This window comes from Sphingomonas sp. CL5.1 (genome assembly GCF_013344685.1).
Classification (GTDB): domain Bacteria; phylum Pseudomonadota; class Alphaproteobacteria; order Sphingomonadales; family Sphingomonadaceae; genus Sphingomonas.
In genome coordinates this window covers 3,435,758-3,458,777 of the sequence record NZ_CP050137.1, presented here as the reverse complement: position 1 = coordinate 3,458,777, position 23,020 = coordinate 3,435,758, and the positions used below count along the sequence as shown (strand labels likewise).

Sequence of the window (23,020 nt, the reverse complement as noted above, 5' to 3'; positions counted from 1 at the left end):
TATTGCATAATAGGAATGATATGCTGCGCAGCATGAACCTCCGCCGCCTTCATCATTTCGATACGCTCTACCGGCTCGGGAGCTACGCGCGCGCCGCCGACGAACTCGGCCTCACCCAATCGGCGCTGACCCGCTCGATCCAGAAACTGGAGGAAGAACTGGGCGCCATGTTGTTCGATCGCACCACGCATTACGTGCGGCCCACCAGCGACGCGGATCGCCTGATCCGCTCGGCGCGCGACGTGATCGCGGCATCGGCGAATCTGGAGCAGGAAGCGCGCGGCCTCGCCCACCCGAGCGGCGGCGTCGTCCATGTCGGCGCCGGTCCCTATCCGCTGCAACCTTTGCTCACCGACGCGATCGCGCGCTTCGCCGGGACGCATCCGGGCGTGCGTGTCACCGTCACCGGCGGGCCGTCCGCGCAACTGCTCGAAACGCTTGTCGATCGCCGTCTCGATCTCGTCGTGTGCAATCGCGCCAAGTTCGCCGCGTCGGGTCATGCCGACGAGGTGATGTCGATCCCGCTGCCGCCCGAGCCGCTGATGCTGGTCTGCGCCCCCGATCATCCGCTCGCAAGGGGGGAGGGCGACAGCGCCGCTTTCCCCTGGGCGCTTCCGCGTCCCGCGCCCGGCAGCAATTTCCCCCGCGCGATCCGCGCGCGGCTCGCCGCCGGGCAATTCCCCGATTACGAACTCGACTCCACCGCCGCCTGTCTCGACATGGCGCGCAGCGGCCGGGCGATCACCGTCGTGCCGCGCGCGCTCGCGCTGCGATCGGGCCTCCACGCGATCGCGCTGCCGCCGTCGGAGGTGACGCGAGATGCGATACACTTCCTCCGCAACCGCAGCCGCAGCACATTGGTCGCCGCCTTCGTCGATGTCCTGCGCGCGGTGTCTCAGGCCGAGGCGATTGACTCGAACAGCGCGGCATCGGCCGATCCGGCGCGATAGAAGACGGGCGGCTGGCCGAACGGCGCCGCCACCGTCACCTCCCCGCCGCCCGGATGGGATGCGCCCGACCAGACATGCACCCACTCCGCGCCCACCGGCAGATAGGTCGTCCATTCGTCTTTCCCCGCCGCGATCACCGGTGCGACAAGCAGATCGGGACCGAGCAGATAGGCGGTCTGGATCGCATAGGTCGCGGGATCATCCTCGAAATGAAGGAACAGCGGTCGCTGCACCGGCAAGCCGGACCGCGCCGCCTCATGCGACAGCCGCCGGATATAGGGCGCGAGATGGGCATATATTCGCGTCATCCGCGCGAAATGCGCAAGCAATTCGGGGTCGTCGTCATATTGCACATTCTGCCGTGGTCGATTGCCCTCATGCGTCCGCATCATCGAGGTGAACGCCGCCATCTCGGCCCAGCGCATCGCGAGTTCGGCGTCGCGGGTCGTGTCGAACAGGCTGGTATAGCCGCCGCAATCGCTGTGATGATGCGTGTTGCCCAGCATCCCTGCCGAAAGCGCAGCGCAGATCACCGTGCCGATGCCGTCATGCCGGCTGAAATCGACCGCCTGATCGCCCGCCCATAGCATCGGGCAATGCCGCTGCACGCCCGCCGCGCCGGAGCGCATGAACACCATCATCTCGCCCGTCATGCCGCGCCCGGCGATCCCCTTGGCATTCACCTTGCCCCACAGCGCCGGCCAGCGATTGTGCGCGGTCATCCCGCTCTCACCGTTCGCGAGCCGCACGTCGACCGGCAGATATTCGCCGAAATCCGCCATCCAGCCCGACAGGCCGAAATCGATCATCTTCTCACCGATGATCGTATCGGCGAACCATGCCGCAGCTGCCGGATTGGTGAAATCGACATGGCCGCAACAAAATTCGCCGAAATCGATCACGTAAGGTTCATCGCAATCGGGCCGCATCACCAGGAAACCCCGCGAGACCGCTTCGGCATAAAGTGGCCCGTCGACCGCCAGATAAGGGTTCACATAGCCAAGGAAACGGATGCCGCGCGCTTTCAACTCCGCGATCCGCGCGGGCAGATCGGGATAACGCTCGGCATTCCATTGCCAGTCCCAGAACAGGCGATTGCCGAAGCTGGTGACGCGCAGCCCCACCCAATCCTCGCACCACAAGCCGGACACCGCGACCCCGGCGTCCTCATAGGTCTCGAGGCGCGCAAAGCTGTTGTCACCGTCCTTCAGCCCGATAATCGCGCCACCGAGCACCCATTCGGGGAGCGGGGGCTGGCGCCCGAAACGCTCCGACAGCGCCGAGACCAGATCGGTGAAATGCGGCCGCGTCCATAGTTCGATCCGCGCCGGAATCTCCCACACCTCGATCTCGTGGAAATCATCGTTCCGGAAATCGAACGCGGCATAAGCGAAACTGTCGACATGCAGCGCGTAGCGTCGCGAACTGACGAAGGTCGGCTGCGGGAAATTGGTGTGCGCATAGCTGCCGCCGCCGCCCTTGCGCTGCGCTTCGACCTGCTGGAACAAAGCCGAGGCTGGATCTCGCCCGACCCCCGGCTCGCTCGACCATAAGGGAAAATGCCGCCCACGCAGGTCGAAAAAGGAGAATTGCTCGCCGCCGCCCCAGACATGCTCGTCAGCCCCGGCGGGAACGCGCAGCCATAACCGGTTGAGCGTGGGATCAAGCGCGGTCAACGCAACCACCGCGTCGGCGCCTTCTTCTGAAACCGTCGCTTCCAGTAGCCATGGCGTGCCCGCGCGTTCGGCGAAGCGGATGGAGTTTCCTACGACTTCGGCATGAGTCAGTGCGCGCCGTTCGATCACGTCCTGCGACAAATCGAAATGGCCGAGCCTGGCGTGGACATGCGGCTCGCCGCGCCCGACGAAGAAACCGGGCATATCGCTGTCGTGCGACAGGATCACCTGTTCATGGAGACGTAGGGCAAAGCCGTTGTCATGCGCCTCAAGCGCCATGGGGCAGGGGCCTTTCTATGATATCCTGTAGGGGCGCGATGAAGCGCGTCCGCAAAGCTTTCTTGTCGATCTTGCCGGTCGCGCCGAACGGCATTTCGTCGATGAACATTACCGCATCAGGCATCCACCATCTGGCGATCCTGCCATCGAGGAAGCCGAGCAACTCCTCCCCGCTGACGCTTTCGCCGGGGTGGAGCGCCGCGACCAGCAACGGCCGCTCGTCCCAGCGCGGATGCGGCACGCCGATCACCGCGCAATGCGCGACCTTCGGATGGCCGATCGCGATATTCTCTATCTCTATCGAACTGATCCATTCGCCGCCGGACTTGATCACGTCCTTCGCGCGATCGACGATCGCCATATAGCTGTAGCTGTCGATGGTCGCGACATCGCCGGTATCGAAGAATCCCTCTCCGTCGAGGATGTCGCCGATCCGACCGCCCATATACCCCGCCGCCACGGTCGGCCCGCGCACATGCAGCCGGCCGGGCGTCACGCCGTCGTGCGGCAGGCGGACGCCGGCTTCGTCGACGATCTTCAGCTCGATCCCGAACGGTGGCCGCCCCTGCTTCAGCCGCTGGGGTATCTGCGCGTCGAACGGCAGGGCCGCGATCGCGGGCGTCAGTTTCCCATGCGTCCCGATCGGCGAGGTTTCGGTCATGCCCCAGCCTTGCACTGCTTCCACGCCATGCTCGCGCAGCCGCCGGATCAAGCTTTCGGGTAGCGCCGCGCCGCCGACGATCACCCGTTTCAGGCGTGTCAGCCGCGCGCCGGTCTTGTCGAGATGGTGGAGCAAGCCCTGCCAGACCGTCGGCACCGCCGCCGAGAAGGTGACGCCCTCGTTTTCGATCAACTCGTGCAGGGATGCTCCATCCAGCCGCGCGCCCGGCAGCACCAGCTTGCATCCGATCGCCGCTGTCGACAGCGGCATTCCCCAGGCATTGGCGTGATACATCGGCACGATCGGCATCGCGACGTCGTTGATGCCGATCCCGAACACGTCGGGCTGCAAGGTCATCAACATGTGAATGACCGTCGAGCGATGCGAATAGAGCACGCCCTTTGGATCACCCGTCGTGCCGCTGGTGTAGCATAATGCGCATGCCGCGCGCTCGTCGAATCCGCCCCAGCGCGCGTCGTCCTCGCGGGCGCTGGCGATCAACGTTTCGACCGAAACCGCGCCGGGCAGCGCATCGCGATCGATCTCGACATCGTCACCGAGGATGATGATTGCTCCATCCCATGTCATCCCGGCGAGAAGCTCGGCGAGCATGACCTGGAAGCAGGGGTCGACAAGGATCGCGCGATCCCCGGCATGGCCGATGATGTAGCGCAACTGATCGGCGAAGAGGCGCGGGTTGAGCGTGTGGCATACCGCGCCCATGCCCATGATCGCGAACCAGGCCTCTAGGTGGCGGATATTGTTCCACGCCATCGTCGCGACACGGTCGTCCGGCCGGATCCCGACGCTCGCGAGCGCCGTCGACAATTTCCGCGCCCGATCGCGAATCGCGGCGTAATCGCTGCGGACGACCGATCCATCATTGCCGCGCGTAACGATTGGCCGATCGCCGTCCCACATCGCCGCATGGTCTATGATCCGGTCAACGGTCAGCGGCCAATCCTGCATCAACCCGAGCATCGCACCGCCTTTTTCCGAATTTCTCCCGCCGCGCGATCTGAACGGACCACGCGGCGGGGCGGGGATCAGAAGTTCATGCGCGCGGTGACGCCGACATAGCGTTCGGCATCGCGCGGGGTGATCTGGCGCATGAACGACGTGCCGTTCGGGATGCGCTGGATGACGAACTGCTTGTTCGTGATGTTCTTCACGAGGAAGGATAGCGCATATTTGTCATCGGCGGTGCGCAGCGTGATCCCGGCGTCCCAGATCGCATAGGGATTCTGGTAGGAATACGGATTCTGGTTGATGTCGAAATTCGTCTTGCTCTGATAGGTGACGGAGCTGTTCAGATCGACGTTGAAGCCCTGGAGATTGAGCGGCAGCCGCCAGTCCACCGTTGCCGTCCCCTTGTATTTGGGAGCGAAGGGCAACGGTTTTCCATTGATCGCGTCGGCGCAGGTCACCACCGTCCCGGCCGGACAGATGAACTTGTTGATGTGCGCGTCGGTATAGTTGAACCCGCCCGACAGCGAGAAATTGTCGGTGACCGCGGCGTTGAAATCCATCTCGATGCCGCGCGTCGATACGCTGCCCGCATTGGTGAGGCGGGTGACCACCTGCCCCGCGACGATATCAAGGAAGTTGGCCTGGTAATTGTCGTATTCGGCATAGAAGGCCGCGAGGTTCAGCGTCAGGCGGCGATCGAACAGCCGCGTCTTGAGACCGGCCTCATAGGCGTTCGATTTTTCCGGCGCGATGCGCCCGGTATCGCGTGCGAGCATGTTGAAGAAGACGTTGAGCGCCGGTCCCTTGTAGCCGCGCGTATAGGTGGCATAGGCCATGATATCCTGGGCCACGTCATATTGCAGGCCGACATTGCCCGACCAGCCATGACCCTTGATCGAGCCGGCGGCGGCGAAGGCCGGATTCACGCCGCTGAACGCGGTCGTCTGCGTCGATGTGCGTGCGAAGTCATAGCCGACCTTGTCCTCGGTATAGCGTACCCCGAGAATGCCGCGGAAGGCATGGGTGAAGTTGAAGGTGCCCTGTCCGAAGCCGGCGTAGCTCGTCAGCGTCGTGGTGAAATTGGCGTCGCCATGATTGGTCACGTAAGTGGATGACCCCGTCGCGCACGGCGTCAATCCGTTGACGGTCGGCAGCGTCGAGGCGGTGCATGCGGTCACGGTGCGATTGAAGAAATCGACTTCCTTCGTGTGGTAATAATAAAGGCCGGCCACATATTCGAAGAATTGCGGATTCGCCGATGCGATGCGCAATTCCTGCGTGAACTGGTCGAACTTCAGATCGCCGCGATCATGCGAGAGAACGTCGCCCGTCGCGATGCCGGTGTTGACATAGGAAGGGGCGTCCGAGCGGAAATCGCCATCGCGGACCTGGTAATTATACCAATGGCGATAGGCGGTGATCGAGGTCAGCGTCGCGCCGCCCAGGCGAAGGTCGATCTGGCCGGAAACACCGCCATTCTTGTCCTTGGTATAGGGATCGAGATCATTGTCGATATCCTTGTTACTTCCGTTGAGCTTCAATGGAGCAAGGCTCGGAATGAATATGGCGTTGTTGAACGCGGAGGGGAATACCGTGCCGATGCTGTCGGCGTAGCCATTGTCGCTGTTCTCCGAATAATCGGCGATCAGCGTGATCTTGAGCGTGTCGGTGGGATCGGCGATCAGCTTGCCGCGCAGGCCCCAATGCTCATAGCCGTTGATCTTGTGGTTGTTATATACGTTGAGGCCGTTGCCGTCATATTTCGACCAGAAGCCGGTGAGCGATGCCTTGATGCCATTCGCGATCGGGCCGCCGATGCTGCCGCGAATACGATATTCGTTGCCCTCATACCACGCCGCATCGACGTAGCCGCCCAGCGTGTCCCCTGGACTGCGCGTGACGATGTTGATGACGCCGGCCGAAGCGTTCTTGCCGAACAGGCTGCCTTGCGGGCCGCGCAGCACCTCGATGCGCTCGACATCGAGGAAGTCCGAGGTCTGCTGACCGGTGCGCGCATAGACGACGCCATCGATCACGGTGGAAACCGACGGTTCAACGCCCGATGAGAAGGAGATGGTGCCGACGCCGCGGATCGAAAGCCCCGAATCCTTGTTGGTGTTGCCCTTGCGGAAGGTCAACGTCGGGACACGCTGGAACAATTGCTCGGCGGAATTGATGTTCGCCCGCTCGAGCTGATCGCCTGATACGACCGAAATGGCGACGGGCACGTCCTGCAAATTCTGCTCGCGCTTCTGCGCGGTGACGATGATGTCATTGCTGGCGAATGGATGCGATTCAGCGCCGCTTTCCTGCGCCCGTGCCGGCGCGGCCGCGACCAGGGCAGTGGCCATCGTGGTCGAAAGCGCCAGAATTGCCTTATATGCTGTTGTCTTCATTGCAGATCCTCCCCTTGCGTCCGGCGGATCAGACGTCCGCCTGGGCAATGAAAGCGTGATGCATCCGCGCCTTTGCCGTCGGAAAACGATCGGCCAGCTAGAGGGGCATCCCGCCGAGGATAGGAATGCGCGCCAAAACTATCGCAGTCTAATAGAGAATTGTCGGGATATTATGTCCAAATGCTATGGCTTGGAGGAGACGACATTCTGGACATGCGCGAGACACGCCGCCGTTTCGCGCCGCACGTCGTCGCCCAACCAGGCGACGATTTCAGGGGTGGGGCCGATGTCGGGTTCGAGCAGCGCGAAATCGAGATAGACCGGCGGGGCGATCGGACGGATCGCGACGCCGAGCCGGTGAAACAGCGGCGCGCTGAACGGCTCGGCGATCGACACGCCCAGCCCGGCTTCGACGAATGCATATAATATCTGCGAATGCTGTGTCTCCAGCCGTCGCGACACCGGGATGCCGGAGTCCGCAAGAGCGGAGTCGATCCCGTTCCACAGCGCGTCGGCCTCGTGCATCGGGCCGATGAATTCCTCGCCCGCCAGATCCTCTACCGTCAGATGCGGGCGGGAGGCGAGATGGTGGTTCGCGGGAAGGATGCAGATATATTCGGCGCGCGCGAGCAATGTCGAACGGACGCCCTCGCGCCCTTGCGTGTCGATGCCGATGCCGAGATCGGCCTGGCCGAGAAAGATGCGCTCCTCGATCGCGCGCTGGCCGAGCGATTCCACGGTGACCTTGATATCGGGATAGAGGATGCGGAAACGGGCGATCACCGCCGGCAGGACCGACATCGCGATCGCCGCGAGCGCGGCGATCCGCACCGTCCCCACCGGATGGGCGCGAATGCGCCGCGCCGCCTGATCCAGCAGGTCGAGGCCGGCATAGCTTCGCCGTACCGCTTCATAGAGCGCTTGCGCCTGCGCGGTGGGATGCACGCGCGAGCCGCGCCGGTCGAACAGGCGGAAGCCCACCGCGCGCTCCATATCGGCGATCAGCCGGCTGACCGACGGCTGGCTGATGTTGAGCATCGACGCGGCGGCGGTGATGCCGCCGCTCATCATCACGGCGCGAAACGCCTCGACCTGCCTCATTCGCATGGGCCATAGTATAGACGTATGACTGATGGACGCAATTCGATTGGATACAATGAATGGGATTTGCGAGACAGGGGCCGACCAAAAGGTGCGAGAGAGAGGATAAGATGGATTTTTCGGCTCAGCGCGAACAGTTCGCGACCGAAGGATATGCGGTGTTCGACCGCATCCTCGAAGGCCTGCTGCTCGATCTCCTGCGCGCGGAATGCGGCCGCGTGATCGAGCGGGAGGACGCCCGCCTCGATGCGCTCGGCGTCGAGGTCGACGGGATCAGCCACAAGGGCAAGCGCTATTTCGCGGGCGAGTGCCAGCGCAGGCAACCGGATTTGCGCAAGATGCTGTTCAGCGAGACGATGGCCGAAATCTGCCGTGCCACGCTCGGCGATGATGCCTATTTCTTCTACGACCAATATGTCGTGAAGGGCGCGGACAAGGGGATGCCGTTCAGCTGGCATCAGGATTCCGGCTATGTCGTGGGCAATGGCGGGCCGGTCGACCACAAGCCGTATCTGACCTGCTGGTGCGCGCTCGACGACACGACGATCGCGAACGGCACGGTGCGCATCATGCCTTTCTCGCAGGCGCCTGAAACCCGTGACGGCATCGTTCCACACGTCCGGCAGCCGGGGAGCAACGATCTCGTCGGTTATACCGGCGACAGCGAGGGTGTGACGGTCGAGGTGCCGGCGGGCAGCATCGTCGCTTTTTCGAGCCTTGCGCTCCACGCCACCGGATCGAATTCGACCCCGAACATGCGGCGCGTTTATCTGGCGCAATATTCGCCCGAGCCGATACTCAATCCCGGCACCGGCCACCTCCGTCGTAATGCCATCGCTTTCCTGCGTGGCGGCTCTCAGGTGACGTTCAACTGATTTCGGGACTGTCGTGATCGATCGCCCATATCCGCCCCTGGTATCCGCTCATCTTCATGCTTCGCGGCAATGCCGTGGGCGGTTCGGTCGACAATGATCGCTTATCAGGCCGCCGTTTGCGCAGAAGTTCAGGGATCGTTCGTATCGTAACGATATAGAGTTTGGCATTCATAAGCCCTTGCTGCGGCCAATCGGTCACCTGAAATTCCCTTTCTGCCGGCAGGTTCGATGCCGCACGGATATGTAGCTGGTGTTTCCGTTGACGCTGAACCGGACAGCCCGCGCCGCGTTATCGTGCGCAAGGATGAGCGTGGGATAGAATTATCATGCCGCGAACGGTGTTCCTTGCCTCGACGAAGGCAAGTTACATCACCGGCGCGCAAATGGTGATCGATGGGGGCCTGTCGCTGATGCGGGGATTGGGTGCGTGACCGGGATGCCGCTTTCCCAAGACAAGGCAACCGCTGCGTTACCAGGTCCGCCGGTTCGCGACACCGTTGCGCCCAATGGCGTCACCCTCGATTTCAACGTCCAGCAGATCGAGGATGTGTCGATCGATGGACCGCCGGAGCTGCTGGCCCGCGATCTGATGAGTCCTTTCGTCTGGCGTGACCCGAACGGGCGGTTCGGCATGATGGTGCGCGCGGTGGTCGCGGCGGGCGCCCCGCTGACCGATACCGGCCAGATCTGGGCGGGATGGAGCGACGATGGCGTGAGCTTCGCGATGCTCCCGCGCCCGGTCATCGTCCCCGGCCCCGATGTGAGCGATGCGGGCGGGGTGGAAGACCCCACCGTGGTGATTGATCCCGACGGCGGTTATGTCGTTTATTACACCGGGGTGCTGGCCGACATGGCGCATGGCGATCTGTGCTACGCGAGCGGGATGGCGATAGACCGGCTGAAAAAGCACGGGATCGCGCTCGCCACATCGAGCCGGTTGGCGAAGGCCGGCTCATCTTCCAGGAGAAAGGCGGGATAGGTGGCCGACTGGATCGCCAGCGCGGCGGGCAGGTCGCGCCGCTCCAACGGACGGACGCTGGTCGTCGGATCGCTCATGCCGGCAGCTATGGGGATTTGTCGACCGCTTCGCAAACAGGCTGACCGACCAGCGGACCGCGCCAACCTCAAACCTATTGTATTCGCGCCGGGGTCGAGGCAGGCCGCCGCGGATGTCCACCGAACCCGATCTGGAAACCGTCCTGTTGGGGCCGGTGCTCGCCGATCGCGAGTGTGGGGATTGCGTGGTATGTTGCACCGTCCTCACGGTCGATACGCCCGATTTCAAGAAAGCTGCGGGAATACCTTGCGAACACCTCGTTCCGGGTGGGTGCGGCATTCATCAGGTGCGCCCGCATATCTGCCGGACATGGTTCTGCGCGTGGCGCAGGGTCGCGAGCATGCCCGATGCGGCCCGGCCCGATCGGTGCGGCCTTCTGGTTTCGGTCAATTTCGTGCGTGAGCCGCGCAACTGCTTCGAGGGTGTCTCGATCAACGTCCGTAAGCTTGCCGGCAGTGACGCGATCGAGAGCGGCATGGCCGACATCGTCCTCGACAGCCTGTGCGAAGGGCTGGTGCCTGTCTGGTTCAGCGACGGATCGAAGAAGATGCTGATGCACCCCGCTGACGAGGTCGCGCGGCTGGTCATCTCGGGAGATCCCGCGCCGCCGCATCTCAGTGACGAGGTGGCGATATGGCGCAAGCATTACGGAGTTTTCTCGACAAACGGCTAGGAGCGCCTCCGGGGAGCTGGATTCATGAATCGCAATCTTTAATTCGAAGCGGTCAAAAAGCCCTGAAATCTGCGGCTTTTCGGCCGTCCGGGAATCCCATTACAAATCAGGTGCTCTACCATCTGAGCTAAACCGGCCAGCACGTCAGCGTCCATGCGTCAGCGAACGCCGAACGTCCAGCCCTCGCTTCGCGCGATCGGGGTGGACATGCGCACGGGTCGCCAGAGGTCGCCGCATCCGGCGTTGGCGCGCAGCCACGCGGCGGCGAGGATCGCGTCGGTCGCATGATCGTCGTAACGGGCGAGCGGATGGTGGGCGCGCGATCCGAGCGCGGCGAGCGCGCCGTCCAGCGCCTCGGGCGTGCGCAGCTTGCTTAGGCCCTTGCGCATCCCGGCGGCGCGGGCGGCGATCGCGGTATAGATTTCCACCACTACCGCGCCGCGATCCGGCACCGGATCGAACGGCCAGATCGCGATCCGGCGATCGAGCCGATGGAGCAATCGCATCCCCGCGAAGCTCGCCTTCGCCACCTGCGCCGCGCCGATCGCGTCATAGACGGTGGAGGGCTTGGTCGTCTGGTCCTCGCCCGTCTCGCACACGCGCCAGTGGAGGAAATCGCGCTTCGCCCCGTCGGCCGCGCCGAGATAGAAATGCCGCCCGCGCCGCGCCTTCAGGAAGCTCGCCGCGCCGAGATCGGCGTCGTCGCTGTGGCTGTCGACGTAACGCCACAGCGCGCGGGCGTCGCGTGTATCCGTCTCCCCCGGCAGATGCGCGCCGCGCGCGACGAACGGGGCGGAGAAGCTGAAGTCGAAGCCGACCAGCATCGGCTCGTCCGCGCGATCGAGCAGCCATTGCAGCACCTCGGTCCGCGACCAGATGCCGCCGGGCGGCGGGACGAGCGCGGGCGCGGCGTCGCCGGTCGCGCATGCCGCCATCGCGATGCCGCGATGCCGCGCGCCCTTCGCCCCCGACCAGTCGATCGCGACGAAGCGCGCGAACCGCTCAGGGGCGCTCGCCGAACGCGGCACGCTGCGCCTTCTTCGCGCGATCCCACCACGCGCGGCGGATCACGTTGCGGACGCGCTCCTCGTCCGCCGCGCCGTAGCGCACCAGCAATCCCGGCCAGCCCTCGTAATGCGGGGTCTGCCAGAAGGTGTCCGGGTCGGTCTCCAGCAGCACCGCCTTTTCCTCGTGCGGCGCCATGACGTGGAAGCTCCCCGCCTCGCGCCCCGGCGAGACGAACGCCTTGCCGTTCACCTTGGGACAGGGCGTGCCATAGAAAGGCGCCATCTCCACATCCGGGAGCGCACGGGCGAAGGCCACCACATCCGCCCAGTCCCTCATGGAGTCGCGCCGATCACCTCGGCGGAGAAGCGCGCGATGTCGAAGCGCGCCGCGCCCGGATCCTCCCCGCGCCGCACGATCACCAGCCGGTGCTGCGGGATCACCATCACGAATTGCCCGCGATTGCCCTGCGCGGAATAGCTGCCGGCGGGCAGGCCCTGCTTCGGCCCGAACAGCCACATCGTCGCGCCATAGCCGGGGCCGTCCGCCGGCTGCGGGCCGCTCGGCGTGGTCAGGTAGCGCATCCAGCCGGCGGGGAGCAGGCGGCGGCCCTGCCACACGCCGTCCTGCAACCAGAACTGGCCGAGCCGGGCGAGATCGCGCGCGGTGGTCCACACCTGGCTGGAGATGATGTAATTGCCCTGCCAGTCGGTGCCGGTGACGGTGTGCGCCATGCCGAGCGGCCGGAACAGCGAATCATGCGGCAGGCTGGCGTAGCGCGCCTCGCCGAGCGTCGCGCGCAGGCTCCGCGCGACGAGCATGATGTCGTTGTTGGCGTAGCGGAAGCGCGTGCCCGGCTCCGCCTCCAGCGGCCAGCCGGTCGCCTGCTCGGTGACGGCGGTGCCGCCGAAATAGATCGCGTCGGTGCGGTTGCCGGCGGTGTCGCTGTGCAGCCCGCTCGCCATGCGCATGAGGTTGTCGAGCGTGATCGCCCCGCGCGGGTCGCCGGGGCGCCGCCATTCGGGGATGGCGGCCGGTTTCGCCGGGTCGATCTTCGCGCCGGGCGAGGCGATGCCGACGAGCGTCCCCGCGATGCTCTTGGCGACCGACCAGGTGCGGTTGGGCACCATCGGGCCGAATCCGGGCGCATATTGCTCCGCGATCACGCGGCCGTCCTTCACGATCACCACGCCCGTCGTGACGCTCTCCGCGCCGAAGCTCGCCCGATCGAATGCGCGCGAGACGAGCGCGGCGAGCGATGCGGACGGGCGCGGCGCGATATTGGCGTCGCCCATCGGCCACGGTCGCGGGTCGGCGGGCAGCGGCACCGGCGTCGCGGCGGCCGGATTGGCGCGCGCGACCGGGGTGCCGATCGGCGAGAGATAGCAGCCGTAGCGCGGCCGCCACAGCGCGCGGCGCGGCGCGAGGCGGGCGTCGAACGGCACCGTCACCACCCGCGTCTCGCGATCGACCGTGGCCGGAAGCGTCGGCACGATCGCGTCATATTCGGGATAGATGCCGCGCAATTCGGTCGCGGCGATCTGCGCCTCGCTGCGCCCGGCGTCGAAAATGCCCTCGCACAAGGTCAGCGCCTTGTAGCCGGCGGCGATCGCATGATTGTACGGCTGCGGCGAGGCGGGGCGGATCTGTTGCGCGGAAACCGGCGCGGCGAGCGCGAGCAGCGCGAGACTAAGGGTTGTTTTCACGCCGCCGCTCGTCCCACCACGCAAGGCGCTCGGCAACCCTTTTTTCATAGCCGCGCCCGGTCGGCTCGTAGAAGCGCTGCGGCGTCATCCCCTCCGGCCAGTAATTCGCGCCCGAGAAGGCTTCGGCGGCGTCATGGTCGTACTCATATCCCTTGCCGTAGCCGACCTGCTTCATCAGCTTGGTCGGCGCGTTGAGGATATTGGCCGGCGGCATCAGCGATCCCGTCTCGCGCGCCGCCTGCCACGCGCCCTTCATCGCCATATAGGAAGCGTTCGATTTGGGCGCGGTGGCGAGATAGAGGCAGGCCTGCACGATCGCCAGCTCCCCCTCCGGCGAGCCGAGCAGTTCATAGGCGTCCTTGGCGGCGATGCATTGCGTCAGCGCCTGCGGATCGGCCACGCCGATATCCTCGATCGCCATGCGCGTCAGGCGGCGCAGCGCGTAGAGCGGCTCCTCGCCCGCCGTCAGCATCCGCGCGAGATAGTAGAGCGCGGCCTGCGGGTCCGATCCGCGCACCGATTTGTGGAGCGCGGAGATCAGATTGTAATGCCCTTCGCGATCCTTGTCGTACACCGCGACGCGGCGCTGGAGGAACGCGGACAGCCCGGCGGGATCGAGCGGCTCGCCGATAGCGACCGAGAACAGCGTCTCCGCCTGGTTGAGCAGGAAGCGCCCGTCGCCGTCCGCGCTCGCCACCAGCGCGTCGCGCGCCGCCGGGGTGAGGGGGAGGGGGCGGCCCATCTCCGCCTCCGCCCGGTCGAGCAGCTTCTCCAGCGCCGCGCGGTCGAGCCGGTGGAGGATCAGCACCTGCGCGCGGCTGAGCAGCGCGGCGTTCAACTCGAACGAGGGATTCTCGGTCGTCGCGCCGACCAACGTGACGGTGCCGTTCTCGACATAGGGCAGGAATCCATCCTGCTGCGCGCGGTTGAAGCGGTGGATCTCGTCCACGAACAGCAGGGTGCGCTTGCCGGCGCGCGCATGGTCGCGCGCCTCGGCGAAGGCTTTCTTGAGGTCCGCCACGCCCGAGAACACCGCCGAGATCGGCGCGAAGCGCAGCCCCACCGCATCGGCGAGCAGCCGCGCGATCGTCGTCTTGCCCGTGCCCGGCGGCCCCCACAGGATCATCGAGGACAATCGCCCGGCCGCGACCATCCGCCCGATCGCGCCCTCCGGCCCGGTCAGGTGCTCCTGCCCGACCACTTCGTCGAGCCGGCGCGGGCGCAGCCGGTCGGCCAGCGGCGCGTCGGCGGAGAGGGTGTCGTCGGGCGGGGCGGCGGGTTCGAAGCCCGCGAACAGGTCGGCCATGCGGCCAAAATAGTGGCTCGCGGGTTTTTTGACAGGAGGGGCTTGTGTTCGTTCTATCAAGATATATCTTAGACGCATCGTGATACAGAAAGGATATGATGTGTTTCATGGTATGCACGGCCGCCGGGGCGGTCATTGCGGGCCGCGCGGCTGGGGTCGTGGAGGGTTCGCCGGCGGATGGGATTTCGGCGCGTCGGAGCGTGGCGGCGGTCGCGGCCGGCGGATGTTCGACGGCGGCGAGCTTCGTCTCGTCCTGCTCAAGCTGATCGCGGACGAGCCGCGCCACGGTTATGAGCTGATCCGCGCGATCGAGGAGCTGACCGGCGGCGAATATGCGCCCAGCCCCGGCGTGGTCTATCCGACGCTCACCCTGCTCGACGAGATGGGCTTCATCGAGGAGCAGGCGTCGGACGAGAAGCGCAAGCGCTATGCCGCGACCGACGAGGGCCGCGCGCATCTCGAGGAGAATCGCGAGCAGGCGGAGGCGCTGATCGAGCGGCTCGCGCATGTCGGCGAGCGGCGTCAGCGGGCCGACGGCGCGCCGATCCGCCGCGCGATGGGCAATCTTCGCGTCGCGCTGGAGCAGCGGCTGACGCGGGGCGATTTCTCGCAGGACACGCTGCACGACGTCGCCGCGTTGATCGACGAGGTCGCGCAGAAGATCGAGCGGCTGCGGTGAGCGTCTCCGTCGCCCGCGTGTCGACCGCTTCGGCGAGCCGCTACCTCCAGCAGCTCGCCAAGCACTGGAGCCACAAGATGACCGTCACCTTCTCGCCCGAGGAGGGGACGATCGACTTCCCCAACGGCAGCCGGCTCGAAATGCGCGCCGACAGCGGTACGCTCGACGTGGCGCTCACCGTGCCGGAAGGGGAGGATGTCGAGCGGATGCGCGGCGTGGTGGCGAGTCACCTCGACCGCTTCGCCTTCCGCGAGGCGCCGCTGATGTTCGACTGGAAGGCGGCCTGAGGCTGGTCCTAGGCCCCCAGCGCCAGATAGGCGTCCAGCACCGCCTGATTGGCGATGTCCCAGCGATAGCCGGCTGCCTTGCGGTGGCCGGCTTCGCCCATTGACTGGCGCAGCGCCGGATCGGCCACGATCCGCGCGATCGCGTCGGCATAGGCGGAAACGTCGCGCGGCGGGACGAGGAAGCCGTTCACGCCGTCCTCGACCAGATCGACCGCCCCCGTCGCGCGCGCCGCGACCACCGGCACCGCGCTCGCCATCGCTTCCGTCGTGACGTTGCCGAACGTCTCGGTGACGCTCGGGTTGAAGAACACGTCCATCGACGCGACCGCGCGGCCCAGCGCGTCGCCGGACTGGAAGCCGGTGAACACCGCGTCCGGCACGCGCCCGGCGAACCATTCGCGCGCCGGCCCTTCGCCCACCACCAGCACCTTGTGCGCCACGCCGCGCCGCTTCAGCTCGCTGGAGACGTCGGCGAAGATATCCAGCCCCTTCTCCTTCACCAGCCGCCCGAGGAAGCCGACCGCCATCTCCTCGTCCGCGATGCCGAGCGAGCGCCGCCAGGCGAGGTCGCGGCGATCCGGGCGGAAGCGGTCGTGGTTGATCCCGCGCGACCAGATGCCCATCGGCGCGGTCACGCCCCATTGGGCGAGCAGCGCCATCATGCTGTTGCTGGGCACCAGCACGCGATCGAAGCGGTTGTAGAAGCGGGTCATCAGCTTCTTGACCAATGGCTCCAGGAAACCGAGGCCGTAATAGCCGCAATAGGTTTCGAACCGCGTGTGGAACGAGGCGACCGCCGGCACATTGTTGGCCTTCGCCCAGCGCGCCGCCGCATGGCCGAGGAACTCCGGCGCGGAGACATGGACGATATTCGGCGCGAACGCCTCCAGATCAGCGCGCGGCTTCGCCGGCAGCCCGCGCGCGAGCTTGTATTCGCCGCGCCCCGCGATCATCGGGATCGAGGGCACGTCGACCAGATCGCCGACCGCCGGAAACGCCGGCTCCGCCACGGTCGGCGAATAGACCCGCACCTTTACGCCCCGCTCCAGCAGATAGCCGACGAGCAGGTTGAGCGATTGGTTGGCGCCGTCGCGCACGTAATTGTAATTGCCGCTGAACAGGGCGACGCGAAGATCGGACGGCTGCATGAGGCGGCCGTTAACCGGCGATCGTGGCGAAAACTAGGTTGCCTGTTCGCCCGCCGTCATCTCGCTCTTGCGCCTGATGCGGCGGATGCGCGGCTCGCGGGTGAGGGCGGCCTCGCGCCGGATCGTCTCGCGCATCTCGTCGCGCTTCTCGTGGATCGAGGCGATCACCGGCCCCATCGCCACGCCGAGATCGACCAGCACCGCCTCCGAAAGCTGGAGCGAGCTTTCCAGCGTTTCCGGTACCGCGTCGGTCACGCCGGCGCGGTAAAGCTCGGCGGCGTGGCGCATGTCGCGGGCGCGGGCGATGATCGGCAGGTCCGGCACCAGCGCGCGGATGCGGCGGACGAGGCGGATCGTCAGCACCGGATCGTCCATCGTCAGGATCAGCGCGCGGGCCGCCGGCAGGTCGAGCCGGTCGACGAGCTGCCCGCGCGCCACGTCGCCGAACATCACCGGATAGCCGGCGTGGCGCGCGGCCTTCACCGTGTCGATGTCCGCCTCCACCGCGATATAGGGCTGGTCGTGGACCGTCAGCATATCCGCGACGAGCCGCCCGACGCGGCCGAAGCCGATCACCACCGTCCGCGTCGCGTCGCCCGTGTCCGGCACCGCCTGATGGTCCGTCGTTTCGATCCGGCGCGAGATCGCCGTCCCGGCCTTGGCGAGCAGCGGGGTGATGGTCAGCCCGATCGCCGTCACCGTCTGCCAGAAGGCGGCGGTGGAGGGCTGGATGAGCTGCGCCTGCGCCGCCGTCGCCAGCACGATCAGCGTGGTCTCGGACGGGCTGCCCATCAGCAGTCCGGTCTCCGCCGCCACGCCGTGCCGGGCATTGGCGACGCGCAGCAGCAGATAGGTGACGATCGCCTTGATCGCGACCACCCCCGTCACCGCCAGCGCGAGCGACATCCAGTTCTCGACGATCGTCGATAGGTTCACGCTCATCCCGACCGTGATGAGGAACACGCCGAGCGCCAGCCCCTTGAACGGCGCGGTCATCACCTCGACCTCGGTGTGATATTCGGTCTCGGCGATCAGCAGCCCGGCGAGCAGCGCGCCCACGATCGGGGAGAGGCCGGCGGCGGTGGTCGCGACGCTGGCGACGATCACCACCAGCAGCGAGGCGGCGAGGAACAGCTCCGGGCTCTTGGTCCGCGCCGCCTGCGCGAACAGGCGCGGCAGCACCAGCCGTCCCCCCACATACATCGCCACCACCGTCACCCCGCCGCGCAAGGCGACACCGGCCAGCCCCTGCCAACCGTCTGCGGTGGCGGTCGGCGCCATCGCCCCCAGCGCGAAGATGATCGGGACCAGCGCGATATCCTCGAACAGCAGCATGGCGAATGCGCCGCGCCCCACCGCGCTGGTCGTGCCGACCAGCGGCAGCACCAGCGCGGTCGAGGACAGCGCCAGCGCCAGCCCCAGCCCGATCGACCCGGCCCAGTTCTGCCCGAGCAGGTGAAGCCCCGCGCCGATCAGCAGCGCGGAGCCGATCAGTTCCGCCGCGCCGGTGCCGAACACCAGTTGCCGCATCGCCCACAGCCGCCGGAACGACAGCTCTAGCCCGATCGAGAACAGCAGCAGGATGATGCCGAACTCCGCCAGCGGCTCGATCGCATGGGGATTGGTGATCGTGAAATAATAAAGCCACGGCGCCTGATCGACGAGGCCGCCCAGCCCGGCGGGTCCGACAAGCATCCCGACGAGGATGAAGCCGATCACCGGGCTGATCTTGAAACGCGCGAAGGCCGGGATCACCATTCCCGCCGCCCCGAGAATCACCAGCGTGTCGCTGAAACCCTGATTGTCCAATCCGATCGCCATCGCGTTATCCTAGCCGGACGCGGCGGTTGCTGTCAGGAGCGTAGCAATGAAAAAACACGATATCGTCATTGTCGGCGGCGGACCGGCGGGAATGATGGCCGGGCTGCTGTTCGCGCGCGCCGGCCTCGACGTGGTGGTGCTGGAGAAGCACGGCGATTTCCTGCGCGATTTCAGGGGCGATACGGTCCACCCCTCCACGCTCGACCTGTTCGACGAACTCGGCCTGCTCGACGCGCTGCTGGCCGAGCCGCACGACAAGGTGGCGGAGATCGGCGCGGTGATCGGCGGGCGGAGCTATCGCGTCGCCGATTTCTCGCATTTGCCGGGGCGCGGCCGATTCGTCGCGATGATGCCGCAATGGCATTTCCTCGATTTCGTCGCGCGCGAGGCGCGGCGCTTCCCGACATTCGGGCTGCGGATGGAGACGGAGGCGGTTGGCCTGCTCGGGGGCGCCGGGCGGGTCGCCGGCGTCCGCACGCGGGCAGGGGAGGAGATTACGGCGCGGCTGGTGATCCTCGCGGACGGGCGCACCTCCGTTCTGCGCGAGGCGGCCGGGCTGCCGTTGCGGGACCTTGGCGTGCCGATCGACGTCTTCTGGTTCCGCGTGCCGAAGGAGCGCGCGGCCACGAACGAGACGGCCGGCTATCTCTCGCAGGGGCAGATGGTGGTGCTGATCGACCGTGGCGATTATTTCCAATGCGCCCGCGTGATCCGCAAGGGCAGCGCGGCGGAGGTGGAGGCGCGCGGCATCGCGGCGTTCCGCGATGATATGGCGCGCGCCGCCCCGGCGATCGCCCCCGGCATCGCGGCGGTGCGGGGGTGGGACGACGTGAAGCTGCTGTCGGTCTCGCTCGATCGCCTGACGCGCTGGCACCGGCCGGGGCTGCTCGCGATCGGCGATGCCGCCCATGCCATGTCCCCGGTCGGCGGGGTGGGGATCAATCTCGCCATCCAGGACGCGGTGGCCGCCGCCAACATCCTCGCCGCCGCGATGGCGACGGGGCGCGACCCCGATCCGCTGCTGGCGAAGGTGCAGGCGCGGCGGATGTTGCCGGTGCGCGTCGTGCAGGCGATCCAGCGCACGGTGCATCGCGCGGTGCTGGAAAAGGCGCTGGCCGGCGAGATCGACCGCGCCCCGCTGGCGCTGCGCGTGCTGGATCGCGTGGCGCCGCTCCGCCGCATCCCGGCGCGCGTGCTGGGGCTGGGCGTCCGCCGCGAGCATATCCGCTCGCCGGCCTGGAGCGAATGAGAAGGCCGGCGCCCCGCTGATCGGGACGCCGGCCTCGCATCATGCCATCAGGCGCCGGGTCAGGCCCAGGTCGCCATCTTCTTTTCGAGGTTCTCGCGAATCTTCTCGAAGAACTGCTCGGTCGTCAGCCACTTCTGGTCCGGGCCGATCAGGATCGCGAGGTCCTTGGTCATGTCGCCGGCCTCGACCGTCTCGATGCAGACCTTCTCCAGCGTCTCGGCGAAGCGCGTCACGTCCGGCGTGTCGTCGAACTTGCCGCGATACTTGAGGCCGCCGGTCCACGCGAAGATCGACGCGATCGGGTTGGTCGAGGTCGCCTTGCCCTGCTGGTGCTGGCGATAGTGACGGGTGACGGTGCCGTGCGCGGCCTCCGCCTCGATCGTCTTGCCGTCCGGTGTCATCAGCACCGAGGTCATCAGGCCGAGGCTGCCGAAGCCCTGCGCCACCTGATCCGACTGGACGTCGCCGTCATAGTTCTTGCACGCCCAGACGAACTCGCCGTTCCACTTCAGCGCGGAGGCGACCATGTCGTCGATCAGGCGATGCTCGTAGACGATGCCGGCTTCCTTGAACCGGTCCTTGAACTCGCTCTCGAACACCTCGGCGAAGATATCCTTGAAGCGCCCGTCATAGGCCTTGAGGATCGTGTTCTTGGTCGAGAGATACAGCGGCCAGCCGCGGCCCAGCGAGTAATTCATGCTGGCGCGCGCGAAATCGCGGATCGATTCGTCGAGGTTGTACATCCCCATCGCGACGCCGGAACCGGGGAAGTCATAGACGTCCTTCTCGATGACGGTGCCGTCCTCGCCCTCGAACTTCATCGTCAGCTTGCCCTTGCCGGGCACGCGGAAGTCGGTCGCGCGATACTGGTCGCCGAAGGCGTGGCGGCCGACGACGATCGGGTGGGTCCAGCCGGGGATCAGGCGCGGCACGTTGCGGATCACGATCGGTTCGCGGAAGATCACGCCGCCCAGGATGTTGCGGATCGTGCCGTTGGGCGACTTCCACATCTGCTTCAGGCCGAATTCCTCGACGCGCGCCTCGTCCGGGGTGATCGTGGCGCACTTCACCGCGACGCCGTATTTCTGCGTCGCATGGGCGCTGTCGATCGTCACCTGGTCGTTGGTCGCGTCGCGATGCTCGACGCCGAGATCGTAATAATCCAGCTCGATATCGAGATACGGCTTGATCAGGCGCTCGCGAATCCATTCCCAGATGATCCGCGTCATCTCGTCGCCGTCGATCTCCACGACGGGCGTCTTCACCTTGATCTTCGCCATGTCCAAATCCTTGTCAGGGGAGGTTTGGCGTGCGCGATAGGGGGAAGGGCGCGGAGGATCAACCGTCGCGCGTGGCCGCGGCTCGCGCAAAATGCGCGTCGGATGCGTTGTGCGGGGCGAGACGCGCGGCTAAACCGCGCCGATGCCATCATTAGATAAACCGGAAGGCCCCGGCGGCCTTCCAGTCACCACCACCGTCAAGTGGCGCTTTCCCGCCGTCCATCCGGAGGGGCAGAAGTTCGTCGCGATCGCGTTCGGCCTCACGCTGCTGCTGACGATCGTCTCGAACATCTTCTTCTGGCCGATGCTGGGGCTGACCGTGTGGGTCGCGGCATTCTTCCGCGATCCGATCCGCACCACGCCGCGCGGCGACGATCTGGTCGTCGCCCCCGCCGACGGGCTGGTGACGATGATCGAGCGCGTGCCGGTGCCGCGCGAGCTGACCGGCGAGCTGGGCACCGAGCCGATGGTGCGCGTGTCGATCTTCATGTCGGTGTTCGACGTGCACATCAACCGCGCGCCGATCGCGGGGACGATCAAGCAGGTCGTCTATATCTCCGGCAAGTTCCTCAACGCCGACCTCGACAAGGCGTCGGAGGACAACGAGCGCCAGCATTTCGTCGTCGAGGGGCATGACGGCCGCCGCGTCGGCTTCACGCAGATCGCCGGGCTGGTCGCGCGGCGCATCGTCGGCTTCGCCAAGGCCGGCGACATCGTCGCGGTCGGCCAGCGCGTCGGGCTGATCCGCTTCGGCAGCCGCGTCGACGTCTATCTGCCCGAGGGTTGCGCGCCGCAGGTGGCGCTCGGCCAGCGATCGGTGGCGGGGGAGACGGTGATCGGCCGCTATGGCCTTCCCGCCGTGACAGGGACGGCGCAATGATCCCTGATATCCCGTCCACCGCGCCGGGCCTGCGCGGATGACCGCGCGGCCGCAACGCCGGCTCGGCGGCCTGCCGCTGCGCGCGGTGCTGCCCAATGCGGTGACCGCGCTGGGCCTGTGTTCCGGCCTGTCGGGGGTGCGCTTCGCCGTCGCCGGCTGGTGGGAGCTGGCGGTGGCGATGATCCTGCTCGCGGGCGTGCTCGACGGGCTGGACGGTCGCATCGCGCGGATGCTGCGCGGGCAGAGCCGGTTCGGCGCGGAGCTCGATTCGCTGGCCGACGCCATCTCCTTCGGCGTCTCGCCGGCGCTGATCCTCTATCTCTGGTCGCTCTCCGCGCTGCCGCGCTTCGGCTGGACGGCGGCGCTGATGCTGGCGGTGTTCTGCGCGCTCCGCCTCGCGCGCTTCAACGCCAATATCGACGTGACCGAGCAGCCGCACAAATCGGCCGGCTTCCTCACCGGCGTGCCCGCCCCGGCCGGGGCGGGGCTGGCGCTGCTGCCGATGTTCCTGTGGTTCTGGACGGGCGAGCCGCTGCTGCGCTCGCCCTGGGTCGTCGCGCCGTGGACGGCATTGGTCGCGTTCCTGATGGTCTCCAGCCTCGCCACTTTCTCCTGGGGCTCGCTGCGCCTGCGCCGCAACATCCGCTTCGAGGCGTTGGCGGTGGTGGTGATCTTCGGCGCCGCCGCCGTCTCCGCGCCGTGGCATAGCGCCAGCGCGTTGTGCATTGTCTACCTGCTCACGCTGCCGTTCAGCATCGCCAGCTACGCGCGGGTCAGGCGGCAGCGCGTAGCGGCGCAGGTCGGCGAACCGGCGCCGCCGCCAGCCGCCTGACCGCCACGCGGCGTTCGACGCGCGGCGCTTCCGCCGCCAGCGCCGTCGCAAGAGGCGAGCGGCCCGCCAGCGCCAGCCGGATCTTCGCGAGGTTCGGCGCAACGCTCGCCGCAATGGCATAAGCCGCGATACCCAATGCCGCGCCGAAGGTCGCAATCGCCAGCAAAAACATCATCTTCGCCTCCTTGCC

Annotated in this window: 22 protein-coding genes; 9 read left to right on the top strand and 13 right to left on the bottom strand. The window is 66.5% G+C overall.

Annotated elements, in window-relative coordinates; translation table 11 throughout:
* Window positions 1-32 precede the first annotated feature (32 nt).
* The gene (locus F9288_RS16670) at window positions 33-950 is read left to right on the top strand and encodes a LysR family transcriptional regulator (RefSeq protein ID WP_217482538.1); all 918 of its coding nucleotides are present in this window, start codon (window positions 33-35) and stop codon (window positions 948-950) included.
* Here the strand turns inward: F9288_RS16670 and F9288_RS16665 are convergent.
* The 4 genes from F9288_RS16665 to F9288_RS16650 all read right to left on the bottom strand — a co-directional run bounded on the left by F9288_RS16665 (window position 896) and on the right by F9288_RS16650 (window position 8,032).
* Window positions 896-2,905, bottom strand: a complete 2,010-nt coding sequence (locus F9288_RS16665) for an alpha-glucosidase (protein ID WP_174837820.1) — start codon at window positions 2,903-2,905, stop codon at window positions 896-898. The genes F9288_RS16670 and F9288_RS16665 overlap by 55 nt on opposite strands.
* A complete protein-coding gene (locus F9288_RS16660) occupies window positions 2,895-4,547 on the bottom strand; it encodes a long-chain-fatty-acid--CoA ligase (protein WP_174837819.1) in 1,653 nt (550 codons plus the stop codon). The genes F9288_RS16665 and F9288_RS16660 overlap by 11 nt, the downstream gene beginning before the upstream one ends.
* 65 nt (window positions 4,548-4,612) lie before the next feature.
* Complete coding sequence (locus tag F9288_RS16655; RefSeq protein ID WP_174837818.1) at window positions 4,613-6,931, bottom strand: TonB-dependent receptor; 2,319 nt, start codon at window positions 6,929-6,931, stop codon at window positions 4,613-4,615.
* Between the two features lie 183 nt (window positions 6,932-7,114).
* Entirely contained in the window at window positions 7,115-8,032 is a 918-nt protein-coding gene (locus F9288_RS16650; protein WP_174837817.1) for a LysR substrate-binding domain-containing protein, read from the bottom strand.
* 110 nt (window positions 8,033-8,142) lie between these two features.
* Between F9288_RS16650 and F9288_RS16645 the strand changes: the two genes are divergently transcribed.
* Window positions 8,143-8,907 carry a phytanoyl-CoA dioxygenase family protein gene (locus tag F9288_RS16645; RefSeq protein WP_174837816.1) on the top strand — a complete coding sequence of 255 codons (765 nt, stop codon included), beginning with the start codon at window positions 8,143-8,145 and terminating at the stop codon, window positions 8,905-8,907.
* Here F9288_RS16645 and F9288_RS16640 read toward each other — a convergent pair.
* Window positions 8,900-9,106, bottom strand: a complete 207-nt coding sequence (locus F9288_RS16640) for a hypothetical protein (RefSeq protein WP_174837815.1) — start codon at window positions 9,104-9,106, stop codon at window positions 8,900-8,902. The genes F9288_RS16645 and F9288_RS16640 overlap by 8 nt on opposite strands.
* A gap of 228 nt (window positions 9,107-9,334) precedes the next feature.
* Between F9288_RS16640 and F9288_RS16630 the strand changes: the two genes are divergently transcribed.
* Window positions 9,335-9,886 (top strand): hypothetical protein, encoded by a 552-nt coding sequence (locus F9288_RS16630; RefSeq protein WP_174837814.1) that lies wholly within the window; start codon window positions 9,335-9,337, stop codon window positions 9,884-9,886.
* Between the two features lie 190 nt (window positions 9,887-10,076).
* Window positions 10,077-10,637 (top strand): YkgJ family cysteine cluster protein, encoded by a 561-nt coding sequence (locus tag F9288_RS16625; RefSeq protein WP_174837813.1) that lies wholly within the window; start codon window positions 10,077-10,079, stop codon window positions 10,635-10,637.
* 158 nt (window positions 10,638-10,795) lie between these two features.
* Here F9288_RS16625 and F9288_RS16620 read toward each other — a convergent pair whose 3' ends face one another.
* The 4 genes from F9288_RS16620 to F9288_RS16605 are packed head-to-tail and all read right to left on the bottom strand — an operon-like array spanning window position 10,796 to window position 14,654.
* A complete protein-coding gene (locus tag F9288_RS16620; RefSeq protein ID WP_174837812.1) occupies window positions 10,796-11,665 on the bottom strand; it encodes a hypothetical protein in 870 nt (289 codons plus the stop codon).
* Window positions 11,640-11,981 (bottom strand): MmcQ/YjbR family DNA-binding protein, encoded by a 342-nt coding sequence (locus tag F9288_RS16615; protein ID WP_174837811.1) that lies wholly within the window; start codon window positions 11,979-11,981, stop codon window positions 11,640-11,642. Before F9288_RS16615 ends, F9288_RS16620 begins: the two co-directional genes overlap by 26 nt.
* Window positions 11,978-13,348 carry a serine hydrolase gene (locus F9288_RS16610; protein ID WP_254620918.1) on the bottom strand — a complete coding sequence of 457 codons (1,371 nt, stop codon included), beginning with the start codon at window positions 13,346-13,348 and terminating at the stop codon, window positions 11,978-11,980. Before F9288_RS16610 ends, F9288_RS16615 begins: the two co-directional genes overlap by 4 nt.
* Window positions 13,332-14,654 (bottom strand): replication-associated recombination protein A, encoded by a 1,323-nt coding sequence (locus F9288_RS16605; RefSeq protein ID WP_174837809.1) that lies wholly within the window; start codon window positions 14,652-14,654, stop codon window positions 13,332-13,334. The genes F9288_RS16610 and F9288_RS16605 overlap by 17 nt, the downstream gene beginning before the upstream one ends.
* Window positions 14,655-14,754: 100 nt before the next feature.
* Here F9288_RS16605 and F9288_RS16600 point away from each other — a divergent pair, with 100 nt between their 5' ends.
* On the top strand, window positions 14,755-15,333 hold the full coding sequence (locus F9288_RS16600; RefSeq protein WP_254620917.1) for a PadR family transcriptional regulator: 579 nt from the start codon (window positions 14,755-14,757) through the stop codon (window positions 15,331-15,333).
* Window positions 15,330-15,620, top strand: a complete 291-nt coding sequence (locus F9288_RS16595) for a DUF2218 domain-containing protein (RefSeq protein WP_174837808.1) — start codon at window positions 15,330-15,332, stop codon at window positions 15,618-15,620. Before F9288_RS16600 ends, F9288_RS16595 begins: the two co-directional genes overlap by 4 nt.
* A gap of 8 nt (window positions 15,621-15,628) precedes the next feature.
* Here the strand turns inward: F9288_RS16595 and F9288_RS16590 are convergent, their stop codons facing one another.
* Together F9288_RS16590 and F9288_RS16585 are read right to left on the bottom strand one after the other, a co-directional pair.
* The gene (locus tag F9288_RS16590) at window positions 15,629-16,768 is read right to left on the bottom strand and encodes a glycosyltransferase family 1 protein (protein ID WP_174837807.1); all 1,140 of its coding nucleotides are present in this window, start codon (window positions 16,766-16,768) and stop codon (window positions 15,629-15,631) included.
* Between the two features lie 33 nt (window positions 16,769-16,801).
* Window positions 16,802-18,589, bottom strand: a complete 1,788-nt coding sequence (locus tag F9288_RS16585) for a cation:proton antiporter (protein ID WP_174837806.1) — start codon at window positions 18,587-18,589, stop codon at window positions 16,802-16,804.
* 46 nt (window positions 18,590-18,635) lie between these two features.
* Here F9288_RS16585 and F9288_RS16580 point away from each other — a divergent pair, with 46 nt between their 5' ends.
* Window positions 18,636-19,838, top strand: coding sequence for an FAD-dependent oxidoreductase (locus tag F9288_RS16580; protein WP_174837805.1), 1,203 nt, complete (start codon window positions 18,636-18,638; stop codon window positions 19,836-19,838).
* Between the two features lie 59 nt (window positions 19,839-19,897).
* Here the strand turns inward: F9288_RS16580 and F9288_RS16575 are convergent, their stop codons facing one another.
* A complete protein-coding gene (locus tag F9288_RS16575; protein ID WP_174837804.1) occupies window positions 19,898-21,118 on the bottom strand; it encodes an NADP-dependent isocitrate dehydrogenase in 1,221 nt (406 codons plus the stop codon).
* A 142-nt stretch (window positions 21,119-21,260) separates the two neighbouring features.
* On the opposite strand from F9288_RS16575, the gene F9288_RS16570 reads away from it, so the two are divergent.
* Both F9288_RS16570 and F9288_RS16565 read left to right on the top strand, forming a co-directional pair.
* The gene (locus F9288_RS16570) at window positions 21,261-21,998 is read left to right on the top strand and encodes a phosphatidylserine decarboxylase (protein ID WP_174837803.1); all 738 of its coding nucleotides are present in this window, start codon (window positions 21,261-21,263) and stop codon (window positions 21,996-21,998) included.
* Between the two features lie 37 nt (window positions 21,999-22,035).
* Window positions 22,036-22,830 carry a phosphatidylcholine/phosphatidylserine synthase gene (locus F9288_RS16565; RefSeq protein ID WP_174837802.1) on the top strand — a complete coding sequence of 265 codons (795 nt, stop codon included), beginning with the start codon at window positions 22,036-22,038 and terminating at the stop codon, window positions 22,828-22,830.
* Here the strand turns inward: F9288_RS16565 and F9288_RS16560 are convergent.
* Entirely contained in the window at window positions 22,772-23,005 is a 234-nt protein-coding gene (locus tag F9288_RS16560) for a hypothetical protein (protein ID WP_254620916.1), read from the bottom strand. The genes F9288_RS16565 and F9288_RS16560 overlap by 59 nt on opposite strands.
* Window positions 23,006-23,020: the final 15 nt, after the last annotated feature.